The organism is Methylobacterium sp. CCH5-D2, assembly GCF_001556475.1.
In the GTDB taxonomy this organism is placed as follows: domain Bacteria; phylum Pseudomonadota; class Alphaproteobacteria; order Rhizobiales; family Beijerinckiaceae; genus Methylobacterium; species Methylobacterium hispanicum.
The window spans coordinates 1-15,875 of the sequence record NZ_LSIX01000845.1 but is presented as its reverse complement, the minus strand read 5'-3'; the positions used below and the strand labels follow the sequence as shown (position 1 = coordinate 15,875).

The window sequence follows — 15,875 nt, the reverse complement described above, 5'->3', positions numbered from 1 at the left end:
GGGCCGGGTGCGCCGCGCCCGCGACCGGGTGGACGAGCGGCAGGTCAGCATCTTCCTGACGCCCGAGGGGCGCGCGCTGCGCGAGGAACTCGCCTGCGTCCCGAACCGGGCCGGCGGCATGACGGGCCTCGACATGGAGGGGCGCCGGGCACTCCTCGACAACCTCGTCACCCTGCGCAACGGGCTGCACGGGGGCGTGCCCTGCTGAGGCGCGGATACGAAATGGCCGCCCCCGCCGATGCGGGAGCGGCCCGGACGGACCGGAATGCCGGTCCGCTGTTCGCTCAGCTCTTGGACTTGAGGTAGGCGATCACGTCGTCGAGCTTCTTCTCGTCCTTCAGGCCCGGGTAGACCATCTTGTTGCCCGGCACCTTGGCCTTCGGGTCCTTCAGCCACTCCTTGAGGTTGGCCTCGTCCCAGGTCAGGCCCGAATTCTTCAGCGCGGCCGAGTAGTTGTAGCCCTCGTAGGTGCCCGCCTTGCGGCCGACGACGCCCTTCAGGTCCGGCCCGACGCCGTTCTTCTCGAAGTTGTGGCAGGCCTTGCAGGGCGCGAACGCCTTCTCGCCGGCCGCGGCATCGCCCTCGGCCTGTGCGGCGACGGGCAGGAGCAGCGCGAGCGCGGCGCCGAGGATCATGTGACGCATTCGTTTTTCCTCCTTTGGGCGGGTCAACGCCGCCTGCGGTTATGGCAGAGCTTGAGCCCTTAGAACAGGTCAAGACTAGACTGCTTGGCATCTAGGGCGCGTGCGGGCGGGACAAGGCTCCGGCCGCCCGGCCCGCCTGCCGGACCGTACGATGCCGCACGCGGCGCACCCGATGGGCGGCGCCCGTGGATGGCGGCGCGCGGATCCGCTAACATCGCCGCCAAACCGCCGGCCGGTCCCCTGCGGCGCCATCGGGCGCCGGGCGGGTGCGGGACCGGGACGAGACGCCAGAGGACGCCAACGCCATGTCGATCCGCTTTCCGGACCCGGATCCCGAGATCCTCGCCCGCCGCGAGGCCATCCTCGCGGGCCTGCGCCCCCTGGTCGGGCCGGAGGCCCTCGTCACCAGCGAGGACGAGCGCCGCGCCTTCGAGACGGACGGGCTCACTGCCTACCGCAAGATGCCGCTGGCCGTGGTGCTGCCCTCCACCACCGAGGAGGTCTCGGCCGTGATGGCCTACTGCCACGCCAACGGCGTGCGGGTGGTGCCGCGCGGCGCCGGCACCTCGCTCGCGGGCGGCGCGATCGCGCAGGAGGACGCGATCATTCTCGGGGTCGCCAAGATGACCCGCGTGCTCGACCTCGATTTCGCCAACCGCACGGCGCGGGTGCAGAGCGGCATCACGAACCTCGCCATCTCGGGCGCCGTCAGCCACGAGGGCTTCTTCTACGCGCCCGACCCGTCGAGCCAGCTCGCCTGCACCATCGCGGGCAACATCGCGATGAATTCCGGCGGCGCCCACTGCCTCAAATACGGGGTCACCACCAACAACCTGATGGGCGTGACGCTGGTGATGAACGACGGCACCGTGGTGGAGGTCGGCGGCGACCACCTCGACAGCCCCGGCTACGACCTGCTCGGCCTCGTCTGCGGTTCGGAGGGGCAGCTCGGCATCGTCACCGAGGCCACGGTGCGGATCCTGCGGGCGGCGGAAGGCGCGCGGCCCGCCCTCGTCGGCTTCTCGCGGGTGGAGGATGCGGGCGACTGCGTGGCGGCGATCATCGCGGCCGGCATCATCCCGGTCGCGATCGAGTACATGGACCGCGAGGCGATCCTGATCACCGAGGATTTCGCCCAGGCCGGCTATCCGCGCGACGCCGAGGCGATGCTGATCATCGAGGTCGAGGGCTCGGACGCCGAGTGCGAGGCGATGCTCGCCCGCATCGCGGCGATCGCGCAGGATTTCCGCCCGACCAGCCTCCGGGTCTCGAAGTCGGAAGCCGAATCGGCCGCGATCTGGAAGGGGCGCAAGTCCGCCTTCGGGGCGACCGGGCGGATCTCCGACTACATCTGCATGGACGGCACCATCCCCACCGGCCAGCTCGGGCCCGTGCTGGAGCGCATCGGCGCGATCTGCGCCGAGAAGGGGCTTCGCGTCGCCAACGTCTTCCACGCGGGCGACGGCAACCTGCACCCGCTGATCCTGTTCGACATCAACAAGCCGGGCGAGCTGCAGAAGGCGGAGGCCGCCGGCGACGAGATCCTGAAGCTCTGCGTCGAGGCCGGCGGCTGCCTGACCGGCGAGCACGGCGTCGGCATCGAGAAGCGCGAGCTGATGCGCTTCCAGTACAACCAGGCGGATCTCGAGCAGCAGATGCGGGTGCGCAACGTCTTCGACCCACGCTGGCTGATGAACCCCGCCAAGGTGTTCCCGCTGGACGGCCGGGTCGCGGCCTGAGCGGCGATGCGCAACTGAATCGCGCGTCCGGGGGCACGCCCGCGTTGACTGCGGCGCGCGTTGCCCACATCGGTTCCCGCATGCGTGGGATCGGCATGCGTCGGATCGGATTGTGCGGGGTCGGTCGCGGCGGGACCGTTGCGGGCGGCGTGGGAGCCGGGCCGTCCCCGTGAGCGTGTCGGCCGTCCACTGTACCGAACCGGGCGTGGAACCCGCGGCCGGCGTTCCGCCGGCCCTCCGCTTCCTCGCCGAGGGCGGCCTGACGGGGCGGGAGATCCTGGCGCGCGACTGGTCCGGCACGGCGCTCGGGCCTCCGGCATCCTGGCCGGTCTCGCTGCGCACCACGCTCGCGACCATGCTGGCCTGCCCGAGCGCGATGTTCCTGGCCTGGGGGCCGGACCTCCTCAGCTTCTACAACGACGCCTACCGGCCGATCCTCGGCGACCGGCTCGGCCGGGCGCTCGGCACGCCCTTCCCCGAGCTGTGGGCGGATGTCTGGGCCGACGTCGGCCCGCTCTGCGCCAGCGCGCTCGCCGGCCGGCCGATCGCGGCGACCGACCTGCCCCTGACCATGCACCGACACGGCGCAGCGGAGGAGACGTGGTGGAGCTTCACCTACTCGCCGGTCCGCGACGATTCGGGCGCGATCGCCGGGATGATCTGCACCACCGCCGAGACCACGGCGCACGTGCTGGCCGAGCGGCAGCGTCGCGCGAGCGACGAGCGGCTCGAACTCGCGCTCTCGGCGGGCGACGGCATCGGGACCTGGGACTGGGACGTCCCGAACGACCGCGTCACCGCCGACGCGCGCTTCGCCCGGCTCTACGGCGTCGATCCCGAGACGGCCGCCCGGGGCGCACCGATCGCCGAGTTCTTCGCCGGCATCCACCCTGAGGACATCGCGCAGCTGCAGGCGGCGATCGCCGCGGCGATGCGGACGGGCGGGGACTTCACGGCTGAGTACCGGCTCCTGCGAACGGATGCCCCGCAGGACGAGGCGGTCCGCTGGGTCATGGCGCAGGGCCACTGCATCCTCGATGACGACGGGCATCCCGCGCGCTTTCCCGGCGCGACCTTCGACATCACCGCGCGCCGCCTCGCCGCGGAGGCGCTGGCCGCGAGCGAGGCGCGCCTGCGCACCGCCGCGGCGGAGCTGCGCGTCGTCGCCGACATCCTGCCGATCCTCGTCGCCTTCGTGGGGCCGGACTACCGCTACGGGTTCGCCAACGCCGCCTACCGGAGCTGGTACGGGGTCGATCCCGCCTGGATGATCGGGCGCACGGTCGAGGAGGTCGTCGGCGCGGCGGCGTTCGCCGGGTCCCGCTCGTGGATCGACCGGGCGCTGGCGGGGGCGGAGGTGGAGTTCGAGACCAGCCTGCCGCACGCCGACGGCCGCGAGCGGATCGGCGCGGTGCGCCTCCGGCCCCGGACGGCACCGGACGGAGCGGTGGAGGGCGTCCACGTCTTCGTGCAGGACGTGACCGAGCGCCGGAGCGTCGAGGCCGCGCTGACGCGCGAGGTCGAGGCGCGCACGCGCGAGCGCGACCGGCTCTGGGAGACCACGTCGGACCTGATGGGCACGGTCGGGCTCGACGGCTACCTGAAATCCGTCAACCCGGCCTGGACGCGGATGCTGGGCTGGAGCGCCGAGGCGCTGCTCGCCCGCCCCCTCCTCGACCGCGTCGATCCGGCCGACCACGCGGGGGCGGTCGCGACCCTGGCGCGGCTCGCGGCCGGAGAGACCGTGACCTCCTTCATCGACCGGGTGATCTGCGCGGACGGCGAGCGGCGGACCGTGATGTGGACCGCGGTGCCCGAGGGCGCGCTGTACTACGTCGTCGGACGCGACATCACCGAGCAGCGCCAAGCGGAGGAGGCTCTGCTGCAGGCCCAGAAGATGGAGGCGGTCGGCCAGCTCACCGGCGGCATCGCCCACGACTTCAACAACCTGCTCACCGGCATCGTCGGCTCGCTCGATCTGATGCAGACCCGCATCCGCCAGGGACGCGGCGACCAGATCGACAAGTACATCGCGGCGGCGCTCGCCTCCGGCCAGCGCGCGGCTGCCCTCACCCACCGCCTCCTCGCCTTCGCGCGGCGCCAGCCCCTGGAGCCGCGCCCCGTCGCGGTCGATGCCCTGATCGCCGGGATGGAGGAGCTCCTGCGGCGCACGTTGAGCGAGCGCGTCGCCCTGAAGATCGCGACCGCGGACGCGCTCTGGCCCACGCTCTGCGACGCGCACCAGCTCGAGAACGGGATCCTCAACCTCGCGATCAACGCCCGCGACGCGATGCCGGCCGGCGGGCGGCTGACCATCGCGGCCGACAACGCCGCGCTCGGCCGGACCGACGCGCGCCGTCCCGCCGGGCTCGCCGCGGGCGACTACGTCCGCATCCAGGTCACCGATACCGGCACCGGGATGACGCCCGAGGTGATCGCCAAGGCCTTCGACCCGTTCTTCACCACGAAGCCGATCGGCCAGGGCACGGGCCTCGGCCTGTCCATGGTCTACGGCTTCGCGCGGCAATCGGAGGGGCATGTCGCCATCGCCTCGGAGTCCGGGCGCGGCACGACGATCAGCCTCTACCTGCCGCGCCACCGGGGAAGCGCGCCCCCCGGGCGGTCGTCCGAGCACGAGGCGGCCGTCCCGGTCGGGCGCGGCGAGACGGTGCTGGTGGTGGAGGACGAGGCGGTGGTGCGCGACCTCATCGTCGAGGTGCTGCACGATCTCGGCTATCTCGCGCTGGAGGCGGCCGACGGCCTGGCGGGCCTCGCCCTGGTGGAGGGCGCGGGCCGGATCGACCTGCTCGTCACCGATGTGGGCCTGCCCGGTCTCGACGGGCGGCGGCTGGCCCGGCGCGCCCGGGCGCTACGCCCGGGGCTCAAGGTGCTGTTCATCACGGGCTACACCGAGAACGCGACCTTCGGCGACGCGGACGAGGCCGGCGCGCAGATGGTGACCAAGCCGTTCGCGATCGATGCGCTCGCGGGCCGCATCCGGGCGATCATCGAGGGCTGAGCGCGACCGCCGCAGGCGCGCCCCTACTCCGCCGCCGACAGTCCGTGCCCCAGCAGGCGGGCCGTGCGCGCCCGCGCCTCCGTCCGGCTCTCTAACGGGCCGGTGCCGAGCTGGCGCCGCGCGTCGGCGAGCGCCGCCTGGACCGCGTCCACCGCCAGGATGAGGGCGCTAAGGGTGCGGGCGTCGATCGTGCGCTCGCGCGCGTACTGCACCACGTCGGCCACCAGCTCGTCGGTCTCGCGGGCGAGCGTGTCGAGCACCTCGGCCCGGCCCGCGCCGCGGGCCTCCCGCAGGATGTCGAGGAGCCGGTCGAGCACGACATCGACCCGCTCGCGGCGCTTGCGCGCCAGCCGCTGGCCGAGCCACGCGATCCCTGAGCCGATCGTGCCGCCGAAGAAGGCGAAGAGGTAGATGTAGTCCTCGTAGCGCTCCAGGAAGGTCTGCTGCTCGCGCTCGAAATAGTCCACCGCGCCCGGGTGGTTCGGCAGGCGCGCCGAGGTCGCCGCCACCGTGGTGTCGAAGTCGGGCGCTTTCATCAGCTTGGCGACCGGCGCGACCGCGGCGAGCTTCGAGCGCCACTCGAACAGGTGCTGCGTCACCGAGGCGACGGCCACGCGGTTGACGGTGCTGCGCGCCATCAGCCGGTAGGAGGCGCCCACCGTCTTCACCTCCTCGGCCGGGCGCTTCGGCCGCCCGCCGAAGGTACCGGCGGGGATCGTCACCGCCTGGAGCTCGGGATACCGCTGCAGGATCGCGTCGGTGTCGGGCACGGAGACCAGCGCGACCTTGCGCTCGGGCGCGCCGAACTCGACCGCCCGCACCGTGGCCAGCGCCGGCTTCGAGGAGGGGCTCGCGATCACGGCGACCGCGTCCACCCGCTTCTCGGCCACCGCCGCCGTGACCTCGGCGGGCTTCAGCGGAACCAGGGCGACGTGGCCGGGGCCGAGTTCCGCCTCCGCCGTGTCGCCGCCGGCCTGCGCGAGATCGTAGAAGGCCAGCATGTTGGCGAGGAAGGGCAGATCCGCGTCGTGTCGCACCACGAAGCCGATGCGCTTACGCGCGAGATCGGGGAAATCGTCGATCCCGGCGGCCTCGGGCGCCGCGATCAACAGGGCCTCGTCGTGCAGCACGGCGAGCGTCAGCCCGTTCTCGGGCATGAACACGTCGGGGCGCACGATGGCGAGATCGGCACGGCCGGCCTGCAGCGCCGCGCCGCTGTCGCGCACGTCCCCGTGGCGGACGAGCTTCAGCCGTACGTCCTCCCGCGCCCGGTTGAGGGCCTGCGCGTAGGCCTCCACCAGCCCGGTCTCCGGCCCGTCCTGCGGCGCGACCGCCACGGTGAGCACGGTCGGGCGCGACAGGTAGAAGACGAGCGCCGCCGTCGTGGCGAGTCCGAGGGCGAGCAGGACAAGGACCCACTCGCGTCTCAAGACCGTTGCCGACGCGGCGCGGAGGAGACGATGCTCGATCCGGGCGCCGATCTTGTCGCCTTGCAAGCGTTGCATCGTGGCATCATGCAACGAGATCCTGTTCAGATCGTGAAGAACCCGTGATCCGCAAAATCGTTGCCACCTCACCTTCCCGTGATGGTCCGGACGCGCCGCCCCGTCGTCCGCCGCGCCCCGTCACGGCCGCGTGGCTGGAGCGGGCCGCCCTGCACTATCTCGAGCGCTACAGCGCCTCGGCCGAGATGCTGCGCCGGACGCTGGCGCGCCGTGTCGAGAAACGTGCCCGTGCGCGCGAAGAGGATCCGGCTTCCTTCGCCGAACTGATCGAGGCCACGGTCGCCCGCGCGCTCTCGGCGGGGCTCGTGGACGATGCCCGCTTCGCCCGCGCCCGCCTCGCGACGCTGCGGCGGCGCGGCACATCGACCCGCGGCGTCTCGGCGAAGCTCGCCGCCAAGGGCGTGCCCCGCGCCGTCGTGGAGGCCGCGATGGAGGCCGAGCGGGAGGAAGCGGACGACGACCGCCAAGCCGTCGAGGCGGAGGCCGCCCTGGCCTACGCGAAGCGGCGGCGCCTCGGCCCCTTCCGCCGGCCGGACCAGCGGGCCGCCCACCGCGACCGCGACCTCGCGGCCTTGGCCCGAGCCGGCTTCGGCTACGGGCTGGCGCGCGACACCGTCGATGCCGAGCCGGACGGGACGGATCGCGAGGACTGAAAGCCTCGCGGCCCCTGGATATCCGGCGCCCCCGCGCCACCTCCGCGACGGAACGGCCCCGGCGCATCCTGCACCGGGCCCGAACGGAGGCGAACGATGATCAACCGCAAGGCGAGCGCCCACTGGCAGGGCAGCGGCAAGGAGGGCAAGGGCCAGCTCACCACCCAGTCGGGCGTGCTCTCCGACCAGCCCTACGGCTTCAACACCCGCTTCGAGGACAAGCCCGGCACCAATCCCGAGGAGCTGATCGCGGCCGCGCATGCCGGCTGCTTCACCATGGCGCTGGCCTTCCAGCTCCAGGGCGCGGGCTTCACGGCAACCGAGCTCAGGACCGAGTCGGTGGTGAGCCTGGAGAAGGAGGGCGACGGCTTCAAGGTCTCGAAGTCGGCGCTCACGCTCACCGCCACGATCCCGGGCATCGAGCAGGCCAAGTTCGACGAGCTGGCCCACGCCGCCGAGGTGAACTGCCCGATCTCGAAGGTGCTCAACGCCGAGATCACCCTGAAGGCGACGCTCAGCCAGGGCTGATCCCGGCCGGTGCGGCATCGCGCGCGGGGTTTCTCCCGCGCGCGACCTTGTTTCCGCCACGCGAGCGTTCATTGTTTGTTCGATGGACGAGACTCTCGCGAAGAAGCTGCGCATCCTGGCGGACGCGGCGAAGTACGACGCCTCCTGCGCCTCCTCGGGGGCGCCGAAGCGGAGCGCCAGGAAGGGCGAGCTCGGCTCCACCACGGGCGCGGGCATCTGCCACGCCTACACGCCGGACGGGCGCTGCGTCTCGCTCCTCAAGATCCTGCTCACCAACTGGTGCCTGTTCGACTGCGCCTACTGCGTCAACCGGCGCTCCTCGAACGTGCGCCGGGCGAAGTTCACCGTCGAGGAGGTCGTGCGCCTCACGGTGGAGTTCTACAAGCGCAACTACATCGAGGGCCTGTTCCTGTCCTCGGGCATCATCAAGTCGCCCGACCACACGATGGAGCAGATGAACCGGGTGGCCAAGAGCCTGCGCCGCGACCACGGCTTCCGCGGCTACATCCACCTGAAGACGATCCCCGAGGCCAGCCCCTGGCTGATCGAGGAGGCGGGGCTCTTCGCCGACCGGCTCTCGATCAACGTGGAACTCCCGACCGAGCAGAGCCTGGAGCGCCTCGCCCCCGAGAAGGACGGCGCCTCGATCCAGGGCGCGATGGCGCAGATCGGCGAGCGCATCGTCGAGGCGAAGGCCGAGCGCCGCCGCTTCGCGCCCGCGGGCCAGTCGACCCAGGTGATCGTGGGCGCGGACGCGACCACCGACGAGGCGCTGATCCGCAAGAGCGCGCATCTCTACGGCAGCGTCGGCCTCAAGCGCGTCTACTACTCGGCCTTCAGCCCGATCCCGGACGGGGCCGCGATCCTGCCGCTGAAATCGCCCCCGCTCCAGCGCGAGCACCGGCTCTACCAAGCCGACTGGCTGATCCGGTACTACGAATTCACCCCCGACGACGTGGCGGACGCGGCGGACGAGGGCATGTTCGCCCTCGACGTCGATCCGAAGCTCGCCTGGGCGCTGAAGAACCGGGCGCGCTTCCCCGTGGACGTGAACCGGGCCGAGCGCGAGATGCTGCTGCGGGTGCCGGGCCTCGGCGCGCGGGCGGTCGACCGGATCATCCAGGCGCGGCGCCACACCACGCTGCGCCTCGACGACGTGGCCCGCCTGACCTCGGCGCTGAAGCGGGCGCGGCCCTTCCTGATCGCGGCGGACTACACGCCGGGCGGCCAGACCGACCGGCTGGATCTCCGGGCACGGCTCGCCGAGCCTGCGCGGCAGCTGAGTCTGTTCTGAGATGACGGGGCCGACGCGCGCCGTCGCCCTCGCGCCCGGTGCCGACCTCGCCGGCTTCCGCGCCGCCGTCCGCGCCCTCGTGGCCGAGGGCGTGCCGCCCGAGCGCGTCGCCTGGAGCGTGGGCGCGACATCCGACCTGTTCGGCAGCGCGCCGCCCGCGGAGACCGGTCCCTTGCGCCTGCCGCGCGCGGTCGCCGACCTCGTGCCGATGGTGGTGCCCCACCGCGATCCCGAGCGCTACGCCCTTCTCTTCCAGTTGATCTGGCGCGTGCGCGCGGGCGAGCGTCACCTCATGGCGGTGCCGAGCGATCCCCTGGTCCACCGGCTCAACCTGATGCGCAAGGCGATCGGGCGCGACCTGCACAAGATGCACGCCTTCCTGCGCTTCCGCCGGAGCGAAGAGGCCGGGGTCGAGCGCTTCACCGCGTGGTTCGAGCCCGACCACCACATCCTCGAGGCTGCCGCGCCCTTCTTCGTCGCGCGCTTCCGCTCGCTGACCTGGTCCATCCTGACGCCGGACGCCTCCGCCCACTGGGACGGCGCCGCGCTCCGCCTCGGCCCGCCCGGCCGGCGCGAGGACCTGCCGCCCGGCGACGGCTTCGAGGCCGGCTGGCGCGACTACTACGAGAGCACCTTCAACCCGGCCCGCACCAACCTGAAGGCGATGCGGGCCGAGATGCCGAAGAAGTACTGGCGGAACATGCCCGAGACCCTGGCGATTCCAGCCCTGGTGCGCGGGGCCGAGGCCGGCACGCGCGCGATGATCGAGAGGAGCCCGAGCGTGCCCGCCAGACGCGACCCCGCCCGCGCCGTCGCCGCGATGGCCGACCAGGACCCGGCCTCGCTGGACGAGCTCAACGCGATCATCCGGCGCAGCGAGCCGCTGGTACCGGGCGCGACGCAGGCGGTGCTCGGCGAGGGACCGGTCGGGGCGACGATCGCCTTCGTGGGCGAGCAGCCCGGGGACCAGGAGGATCGGAAGGGCCGGCCCTTCGTGGGTCCTGCCGGGCAGCTCCTCTCGCGGGCGATGCAGGAGGCCGGGATCGACCGGGGGGCGAGCTACCTCACGAACGCCGTCAAGCACTTCAAGTTCGAGGAGCGCGGCAAGCGCCGCATCCACCAGAAGCCGACCGCGGGCGAGGTCAGCCATTATCGCTGGTGGCTCGACCGGGAATTGGAATTCGTCGCGCCCCGCCTCGTCGTGGCGCTGGGCGCCACCGCCGTGCTGGCGCTGACCGGCAAGGCGGTGCCGATCACCCGCGCCCGCGGGCCGTTCCAGTTCGAGCGCCACCACAACCGCTTCGCGGGCTTCATCACCGTCCACCCCTCCTACCTGCTGCGCCTGCCGGACGAGGCGAAGGCGGAAGCGTACGGGGCCTTCGTCGGCGACCTGCGACGGGTGGCGGAGCTGGGGCGGGAATTGGCCGGCTGAGGCGCGTTGCTGGCGTCCACCGGGGGCTGCTAGAGTTCGCACATGGATTGCGCCACCGCCTTGCAGATCCTGCGCGCGCACGAATCGGATCTCCGCAGCCGCGGCGTCCGGCATGCCGGGCTGTTCGGCTCGACGGCACGCGGTGAGGCGGGGCCGGACAGCGACGTCGATCTGCTGATCGAGATCGACGAGGACAGGGTTCGGGACGTCTACGCCTACGTTGCCGTCGTGCAGTTCATCGAGGGCCTGTATCCGCGGCGGGTCGATGTCGCCAACCGTGCAGCCCTGAAGGCCGAGGTGCGTCCGCACGCGCTACGGGACGTCATCGATGCGTTCTGAACGGGGCCGGCGCGCCCTGGTCGACATCCGCGAGAACGCCGCGACGGCGCTCACCTTCGTGGGCGATATGTCCGTCGCGGCCTTCGAGGCCGACCGGCGCACGCTCTACGCTGTCGTCCGCTGCCTGGAGATCGTCTCGGAAGCCAGCCGCCGGCTCGATCCGGCCGTCGTCGACCGCCATCCGCATATCCCCTGGCGGCAGGTGGCCGATGCCGGGAATGTCGACCGGCACGCCTACGACAACGTCTCGCCGCGCATGATCTGGCAAACGGTGCACGACCGCATGCAGGAGATCATCGCGGTCTGCGACGCGGAACTCGGTCCCTGCCCTGAGCCCTCCTGAGCGCGCGGCACCTACCCTTCCGCCACCTCCGCCTTGTGCGGGCGCAGTTCCGGCGTGCTCTGCTCGATCTCGGTCTCGGTCGGCGCCTCGGCCCGGCTCTCGGCGCGGGCGGCGTCCACGAAGAGGCGGGCCTCACCGTCCTTCAGGCCGAGGCTGCGCAGCGCGTAGAACGTCATCCCGAAGGCGAGTTCCCGCTCGCCCATCAGCACGAGGCCGACCTTCTCCTCCTCCAGGCGGCGGCGCTCGGCGTCGCTGTGGGTGCGGATCAGGGTATCGATGCGCGGGTTCGCCTCGCGGGCGAGTTCCACGAGGCGGCGGGCCTGATGCGAATCGGGCGTCGCGCTCACGAGGAGCCGGGCCTGGCCGATGCCCGCCGCCTCCAGGATGCCCGGGGCCAGCGCGTCGCCGTAGACCGCCTCGATGCCGGCCTCGCGCAGCTCCAGCACCCGGCGCCGGTCGCGGTCGATCACCACGAAGGGCAGGTCCCAGGTCTCCAGCGCCTTGCCGATGCTGCTGCCGACCCGGCCGTAGCCGACGACGACGGCGTGGCGGCGCGGCGCCTTGGTCTCGCCCGTCACCGACACCGTGTCGGCCCCGCCCCGCTCGAAGCGGCGGGCGAGGTCCGGCCGGTCGGCGAGCCACGCCTCGACGCGCGCGGCGAGCGCGAAGGCCAGCGGGTTCAGGGTGATGGAGAGCAGCGCGCCGCCGAGGATCAGGTCGCGGCCCTCCGTCGGCAGCAGCTTCAGCGAGAGCCCGAGCGTGACGAGGATGAAGGAGAACTCGCCGATCTGCGCGAGGCTCGCCGCGATGGTGAGGGCGGTGCCGACCGGGTGCTTGAAGACGAGGACGATTGCCACGGCCGCGAGCGACTTGCCCAGCATGATCACGCCGAGCACCGCCAGCACGGAGAGCGGCTCGCGGATCAGGATGAAGGGGTCGAACAGCATGCCGACCGAGACGAAGAACAGCACCGCGAAGGCGTCCTGCAGGGGCAGGGAATCGGCCGCGGCCTGATGGCTGAGATCGGATTCGGCGAGCACCATGCCGGCGAAGAAGGCGCCGAGCGCGAAGGAGACGCCGAACAGCTCCGCCGAGCCGAAGGCGAGGCCGAGCGCGAGCGCCAGCACGCAGAGCGTGAACAGTTCGCGCGAGCCGGTGCGCGCCGCCTGATCGAGCAGCCAGGGCACGAAGCGGCGACCGACGACGAGCATCAGCGCCACGAACAGCGCGACCTTGGCGAGCGTCAGGCCCAGCGTCAGCCAGATGCTGTCGGCAAGGCCCGATCCGACGAGGCCGCCGACGAAGTCCGCCAGCGCGTGCGCGGCCCCGTGGCTCTGCTCCTCGGCCTTGCCGCCGAGCGAGGGAGCGAGCGCGGGCAGCAGCACCAGCGCCAGCACCATCGCCAGGTCCTCGACGATGAGCCAGCCCACCGCGATCCGGCCCTTGTCGCTGTCGAGGAGGCCGCGCTCCTCCAGGGCCCGCAGCAGCACGACCGTGGAGGCCACCGAGAGCGCGAGGCCGAAGACGAGCCCGGCCCCGATGCCCCAGCCCCAGAGCAGGGCCAACCCACCGCCCATCGCGGTCGCCACCGCGATCTGCACGATCGCGCCCGGCAGCGCGATGGCGCGCACCGCCATCAGGTCGCCGATCGAGAAGTGCAGGCCGACGCCGAACATCAGCAGGATCACGCCGATCTCGGCGAGCTGGCCCGCGAGCTCGCTGTTACCGACGAAGCCCGGCGTGTAGGGGCCGACCAGCACGCCCGCCAGCAGGTAGCCGACCAGCGGCGGCAGCCGCAGGCGCTGGGCCAGCATCCCGCACAGGAAGGCGAGGACGAGCCCGAGGGCGATGATGGCGATGAGCTCGGTCGCGTGCGGCACCGGGTTCAGGTCTCCTCTCGAGGCACGGGGCGTGGGCCGGCGGCATCCGGCCCTCTTCCTTAAACGTCGCGGCGGCGGCTGGAACGGTTGCGGGAAAAGAAAATCCGCATCGTCCCCGAACGCCTTAGCTTGTCGCGCGCCGCAACGGCGTGCCGGACGGCACGCCGGCCCGGGAATGAAACCGGAACGCACAACGCTCGGTTGTCCGCGTGGTCGCCCCGACCAGGATGCCAGTGGAATGCCAGGAGAAGCGCCGATGCCGGCCGAAGCCGAACCCGCCGCCCGGACCGACGGAGGCGGCGCGCTCTGGACGATCGCCCTCTCGGCGGCGCTGATCGGCCTCGTCGCCCTGCCGCGGCGGCGCGGCTCGGGGAGGGACACCTCCGCGGCGCCGGCGCGCGCCGGATCCTCCGAGCCCGCCCGCGAGACCTCGGGCTCGCACGCGGGCCGGGAGGCGGAGCAGGTCTCGAAGCGGGAGGCGCACCGCGGGCGGCAGGCGCGCACCCCCTCGGAGATCCCGGCGGCCGGCTGGAAGGACATCGGCCTGCGGGTCTTCCACGACGTCTCGGAGAACCGCTTGGTCTCGGTGGCGGCGGGCGTGACCTTCTACGTCCTGCTGGCGATCTTCCCGGCGGTGGCGGCGCTGGTCTCGCTCTACGGGCTGTTCGCCGACCCCGCCGAGATCAGCCGGCACCTGGAGAGCCTGCAGGGGGTGCTGCCCTCCGGGGCGGTCGAGATCGTGGGTGATCAGGTCCGGCGGCTCACCGAGGCCGGCGACAGCAAGCTCGGGCTCACCGTGCTCACCGGCATCCTGCTCTCGCTCTGGAGCGCCAACGGGGGCATGAAGAGCGTCTTCGACGCGCTCAACATCGTCTACGAGGAGCGGGAGAAGCGGAACTTCTTCAAGCTCAACCTCGTCTCGCTCTGCTTCACGGCGGGTGCGCTGCTGTTCATCGTGCTGGCGCTCGGCGGCATCGTGGTGCTGCCGATCGTGTTCAACACCGTCGGGCTGAGCAGCGACGCGTGGTACGTCGCGCTGCTGCGCTGGCCGGCCCTGTTCGTCGTGGTGCTGCTGGGGCTCGCGGTGCTCTACCGCTTCGGTCCGAGCCGCGACGCGCCGCGCTGGCGCTGGGTGACCTGGGGCAGCGCGCTCGCGAGCTTCCTCTGGCTCGCCGGCTCGCTGCTGTTCTCCTGGTACGTCGCGAATTTCGGCTCGTACAACAAGACCTACGGGTCGCTCGGCGCCGCCATCGGCTTCATGACCTGGATCTGGATCTCGACCATCATCGTGCTGATCGGCGCGGAGGTGAACGCCGAGATGGAGCACCAGACCGCCCACGACACCACCCGAGGCCGGCCCGAGCCGCTCGGGCGGCGCGAGGCCCGCATGGCCGACACCGTGGGCGAGGCCGCGGGCGCCCGATGAGGCGCCCATCGCGGCGCCCCGCGCCGCGGGCCGGAGGTTCGCGGGACCAGCGACACCGGCCTCGAAGTGGCCCGGACCATTTCCGAAGGGTATCGATATCCAGGCGCGATGTCGTCCAGCTTAGAATCGATAAAAACCAGGGATCTCTATTTCAGACATCGCAGCGAATGCGGTCTTGACCGCACTGCGTGCCGGTCAATAGGTCGGACTGCCGCCGAACGGTCCCGTCGCAGGGCGCCGTGCCGCGCGAACACCCGCCGGGACACCGCACTTGCCGCTGCAACCGTCGCTCCGCACGATCCTGTTCCGCATCCACTGGGCGCTCGGCTTGACCGCCGGGCTGGTCCTGGCACTCGTGGGCGTCACCGGCGCGCTGATGAGCTACGAGGAGGCCGTTCTCGATGGCCTCAACGCGCGCGCCCTCGCGGTCGAGTCCGGCGAACGGGTCCGGCTCGGTCCGGGGGCGCTCGTCGCCCGGATCGAGGCGCAGCATCCGGGACTGCGGGTCGCGGGTCTCGGCATCCCGGGGGATCCGGACCGGGCGGTGCGGGTGCGCTTCGCCGGCACCGGACCGGGCGAGCACCCGCCCGCGCGCTACGTCGACCCTTACGACGGCGCCGACCGGGGCACCGTCGCGGGCGAGGCGACCTTCGAGACGATCCGGGATCTGCACCGCTGGCTGCTCATGCCCGGCGGCGGGCGCGGCTGGGGCCGCACCGTCACGGGCCTCTGCGCCGTCGCGCTCCTCGTCTTCCTGGGGACCGGCCTCTACCTGCGCTGGCCGAGGCTGCACACCTGGCGGGTCTGGCTGAGGCCGGCGCTCGCCCGCCCCGGACGCGCGCGCTGGTGGTCGCTCCACGCGGTCGTCGGCACGTGGCTGATCCCGGTCTACGCCGTCCTCGCGCTCAGCGGCCTGTGGTGGTCCTTCGACGCCTACCGGGCCGGCGCGACCTACCTGCTGACCGGGAGCTGGCCGGAGGCGCGCCCGCAGCGCCCAGCCGTCCAGCCGGCCGGCGCCCGCGGCGAGCGCCGCCCGCCCGCGCTCGATGCGGCGTGGCAAACCTTCACGGCGG

The 15,875-nt window shown here is 72.3% G+C and carries 13 protein-coding genes and 1 pseudogene; 11 read left to right on the top strand and 3 right to left on the bottom strand.

Annotation, left to right across the window (positions count from 1 at the left end; translation table 11 throughout):
- Window positions 1-208: pseudogene (locus tag AX737_RS34740) on the top strand (MarR family transcriptional regulator); the annotation flags it as partial.
- 76 nt (window positions 209-284) lie between these two features.
- On the opposite strand, the gene AX737_RS22285 reads toward AX737_RS34740, so the two are convergent.
- Window positions 285-644 (bottom strand): cytochrome c family protein, encoded by a 360-nt coding sequence (locus tag AX737_RS22285; protein ID WP_066925012.1) that lies wholly within the window; start codon window positions 642-644, stop codon window positions 285-287.
- Window positions 645-949: 305 nt separating this feature from the next.
- Between AX737_RS22285 and AX737_RS22280 the strand changes: the two genes are divergently transcribed.
- A complete protein-coding gene (locus AX737_RS22280) occupies window positions 950-2,383 on the top strand; it encodes an FAD-linked oxidase C-terminal domain-containing protein (protein WP_066925010.1) in 1,434 nt (477 codons plus the stop codon).
- 205 nt (window positions 2,384-2,588) lie between these two features.
- Entirely contained in the window at window positions 2,589-5,402 is a 2,814-nt protein-coding gene (locus tag AX737_RS22275) for a PAS domain-containing protein (protein WP_066925008.1), read from the top strand.
- Window positions 5,403-5,425: 23 nt separating this feature from the next.
- Here AX737_RS22275 and AX737_RS22270 read toward each other — a convergent pair whose 3' ends face one another.
- Window positions 5,426-6,832 (bottom strand): TAXI family TRAP transporter solute-binding subunit, encoded by a 1,407-nt coding sequence (locus AX737_RS22270; protein ID WP_066925016.1) that lies wholly within the window; start codon window positions 6,830-6,832, stop codon window positions 5,426-5,428.
- A gap of 209 nt (window positions 6,833-7,041) precedes the next feature.
- On the opposite strand from AX737_RS22270, the gene AX737_RS22265 reads away from it, so the two are divergent.
- The 6 genes from AX737_RS22265 to AX737_RS22240 all read left to right on the top strand — a co-directional run bounded on the left by AX737_RS22265 (window position 7,042) and on the right by AX737_RS22240 (window position 11,496).
- Window positions 7,042-7,560, top strand: a complete 519-nt coding sequence (locus AX737_RS22265) for a RecX family transcriptional regulator (RefSeq protein WP_308445266.1) — start codon at window positions 7,042-7,044, stop codon at window positions 7,558-7,560.
- A gap of 96 nt (window positions 7,561-7,656) precedes the next feature.
- Complete coding sequence (locus tag AX737_RS22260; protein ID WP_066925006.1) at window positions 7,657-8,088, top strand: OsmC family protein; 432 nt, start codon at window positions 7,657-7,659, stop codon at window positions 8,086-8,088.
- A gap of 82 nt (window positions 8,089-8,170) precedes the next feature.
- Window positions 8,171-9,382 carry a putative DNA modification/repair radical SAM protein gene (locus AX737_RS22255; protein WP_066925004.1) on the top strand — a complete coding sequence of 404 codons (1,212 nt, stop codon included), beginning with the start codon at window positions 8,171-8,173 and terminating at the stop codon, window positions 9,380-9,382.
- A 1-nt stretch (window position 9,383) separates the two neighbouring features.
- Window positions 9,384-10,814: a UdgX family uracil-DNA binding protein gene (locus tag AX737_RS22250; RefSeq protein WP_066925001.1), complete on the top strand. Its 1,431-nt coding sequence runs from the start codon at window positions 9,384-9,386 to the stop codon at window positions 10,812-10,814.
- 60 nt (window positions 10,815-10,874) lie between these two features.
- The gene (locus AX737_RS22245; RefSeq protein ID WP_238229942.1) at window positions 10,875-11,153 is read left to right on the top strand and encodes a nucleotidyltransferase domain-containing protein; all 279 of its coding nucleotides are present in this window, start codon (window positions 10,875-10,877) and stop codon (window positions 11,151-11,153) included.
- Entirely contained in the window at window positions 11,143-11,496 is a 354-nt protein-coding gene (locus tag AX737_RS22240; protein ID WP_066924998.1) for a HepT-like ribonuclease domain-containing protein, read from the top strand. The genes AX737_RS22245 and AX737_RS22240 overlap by 11 nt, the downstream gene beginning before the upstream one ends.
- 11 nt (window positions 11,497-11,507) lie before the next feature.
- Here the strand turns inward: AX737_RS22240 and ybaL are convergent, their stop codons facing one another.
- Window positions 11,508-13,376 carry a YbaL family putative K(+) efflux transporter gene (ybaL, locus tag AX737_RS22235; protein ID WP_066924996.1) on the bottom strand — a complete coding sequence of 623 codons (1,869 nt, stop codon included), beginning with the start codon at window positions 13,374-13,376 and terminating at the stop codon, window positions 11,508-11,510.
- Window positions 13,377-13,632: 256 nt separating this feature from the next.
- Here ybaL and AX737_RS22230 point away from each other — a divergent pair, with 256 nt between their 5' ends.
- Entirely contained in the window at window positions 13,633-14,802 is a 1,170-nt protein-coding gene (locus AX737_RS22230) for a YihY/virulence factor BrkB family protein (RefSeq protein WP_082773233.1), read from the top strand.
- A gap of 271 nt (window positions 14,803-15,073) precedes the next feature.
- A partial coding sequence (locus AX737_RS22225) for a PepSY-associated TM helix domain-containing protein (protein ID WP_066924992.1) occupies window positions 15,074-15,875 on the top strand: 802 nt, incomplete at its 3' end.

Bases quoted from the DNA above. Each gene is read 5' to 3' on its own strand.
- AX737_RS22285 (WP_066925012.1), bottom strand. From the start codon at position 644: ATGCGTCACATGATCCTCGGCGCCGCGCTCGCGCTGCTCCTGCCCGTC.
- AX737_RS22255 (WP_066925004.1), top strand. From the start codon at position 8,171: ATGGACGAGACTCTCGCGAAGAAGCTGCGCATCCTGGCGGACGCGGCG.
- AX737_RS22260 (WP_066925006.1), top strand. From the start codon at position 7,657: ATGATCAACCGCAAGGCGAGCGCCCACTGGCAGGGCAGCGGCAAGGAG.
- AX737_RS22240 (WP_066924998.1), top strand. From the start codon at position 11,143: ATGCGTTCTGAACGGGGCCGGCGCGCCCTGGTCGACATCCGCGAGAAC.
- AX737_RS22250 (WP_066925001.1), top strand. From the start codon at position 9,384: ATGACGGGGCCGACGCGCGCCGTCGCCCTCGCGCCCGGTGCCGACCTC.
- AX737_RS22280 (WP_066925010.1), top strand. From the start codon at position 950: ATGTCGATCCGCTTTCCGGACCCGGATCCCGAGATCCTCGCCCGCCGC.
- AX737_RS22230 (WP_082773233.1), top strand. From the start codon at position 13,633: ATGCCGGCCGAAGCCGAACCCGCCGCCCGGACCGACGGAGGCGGCGCG.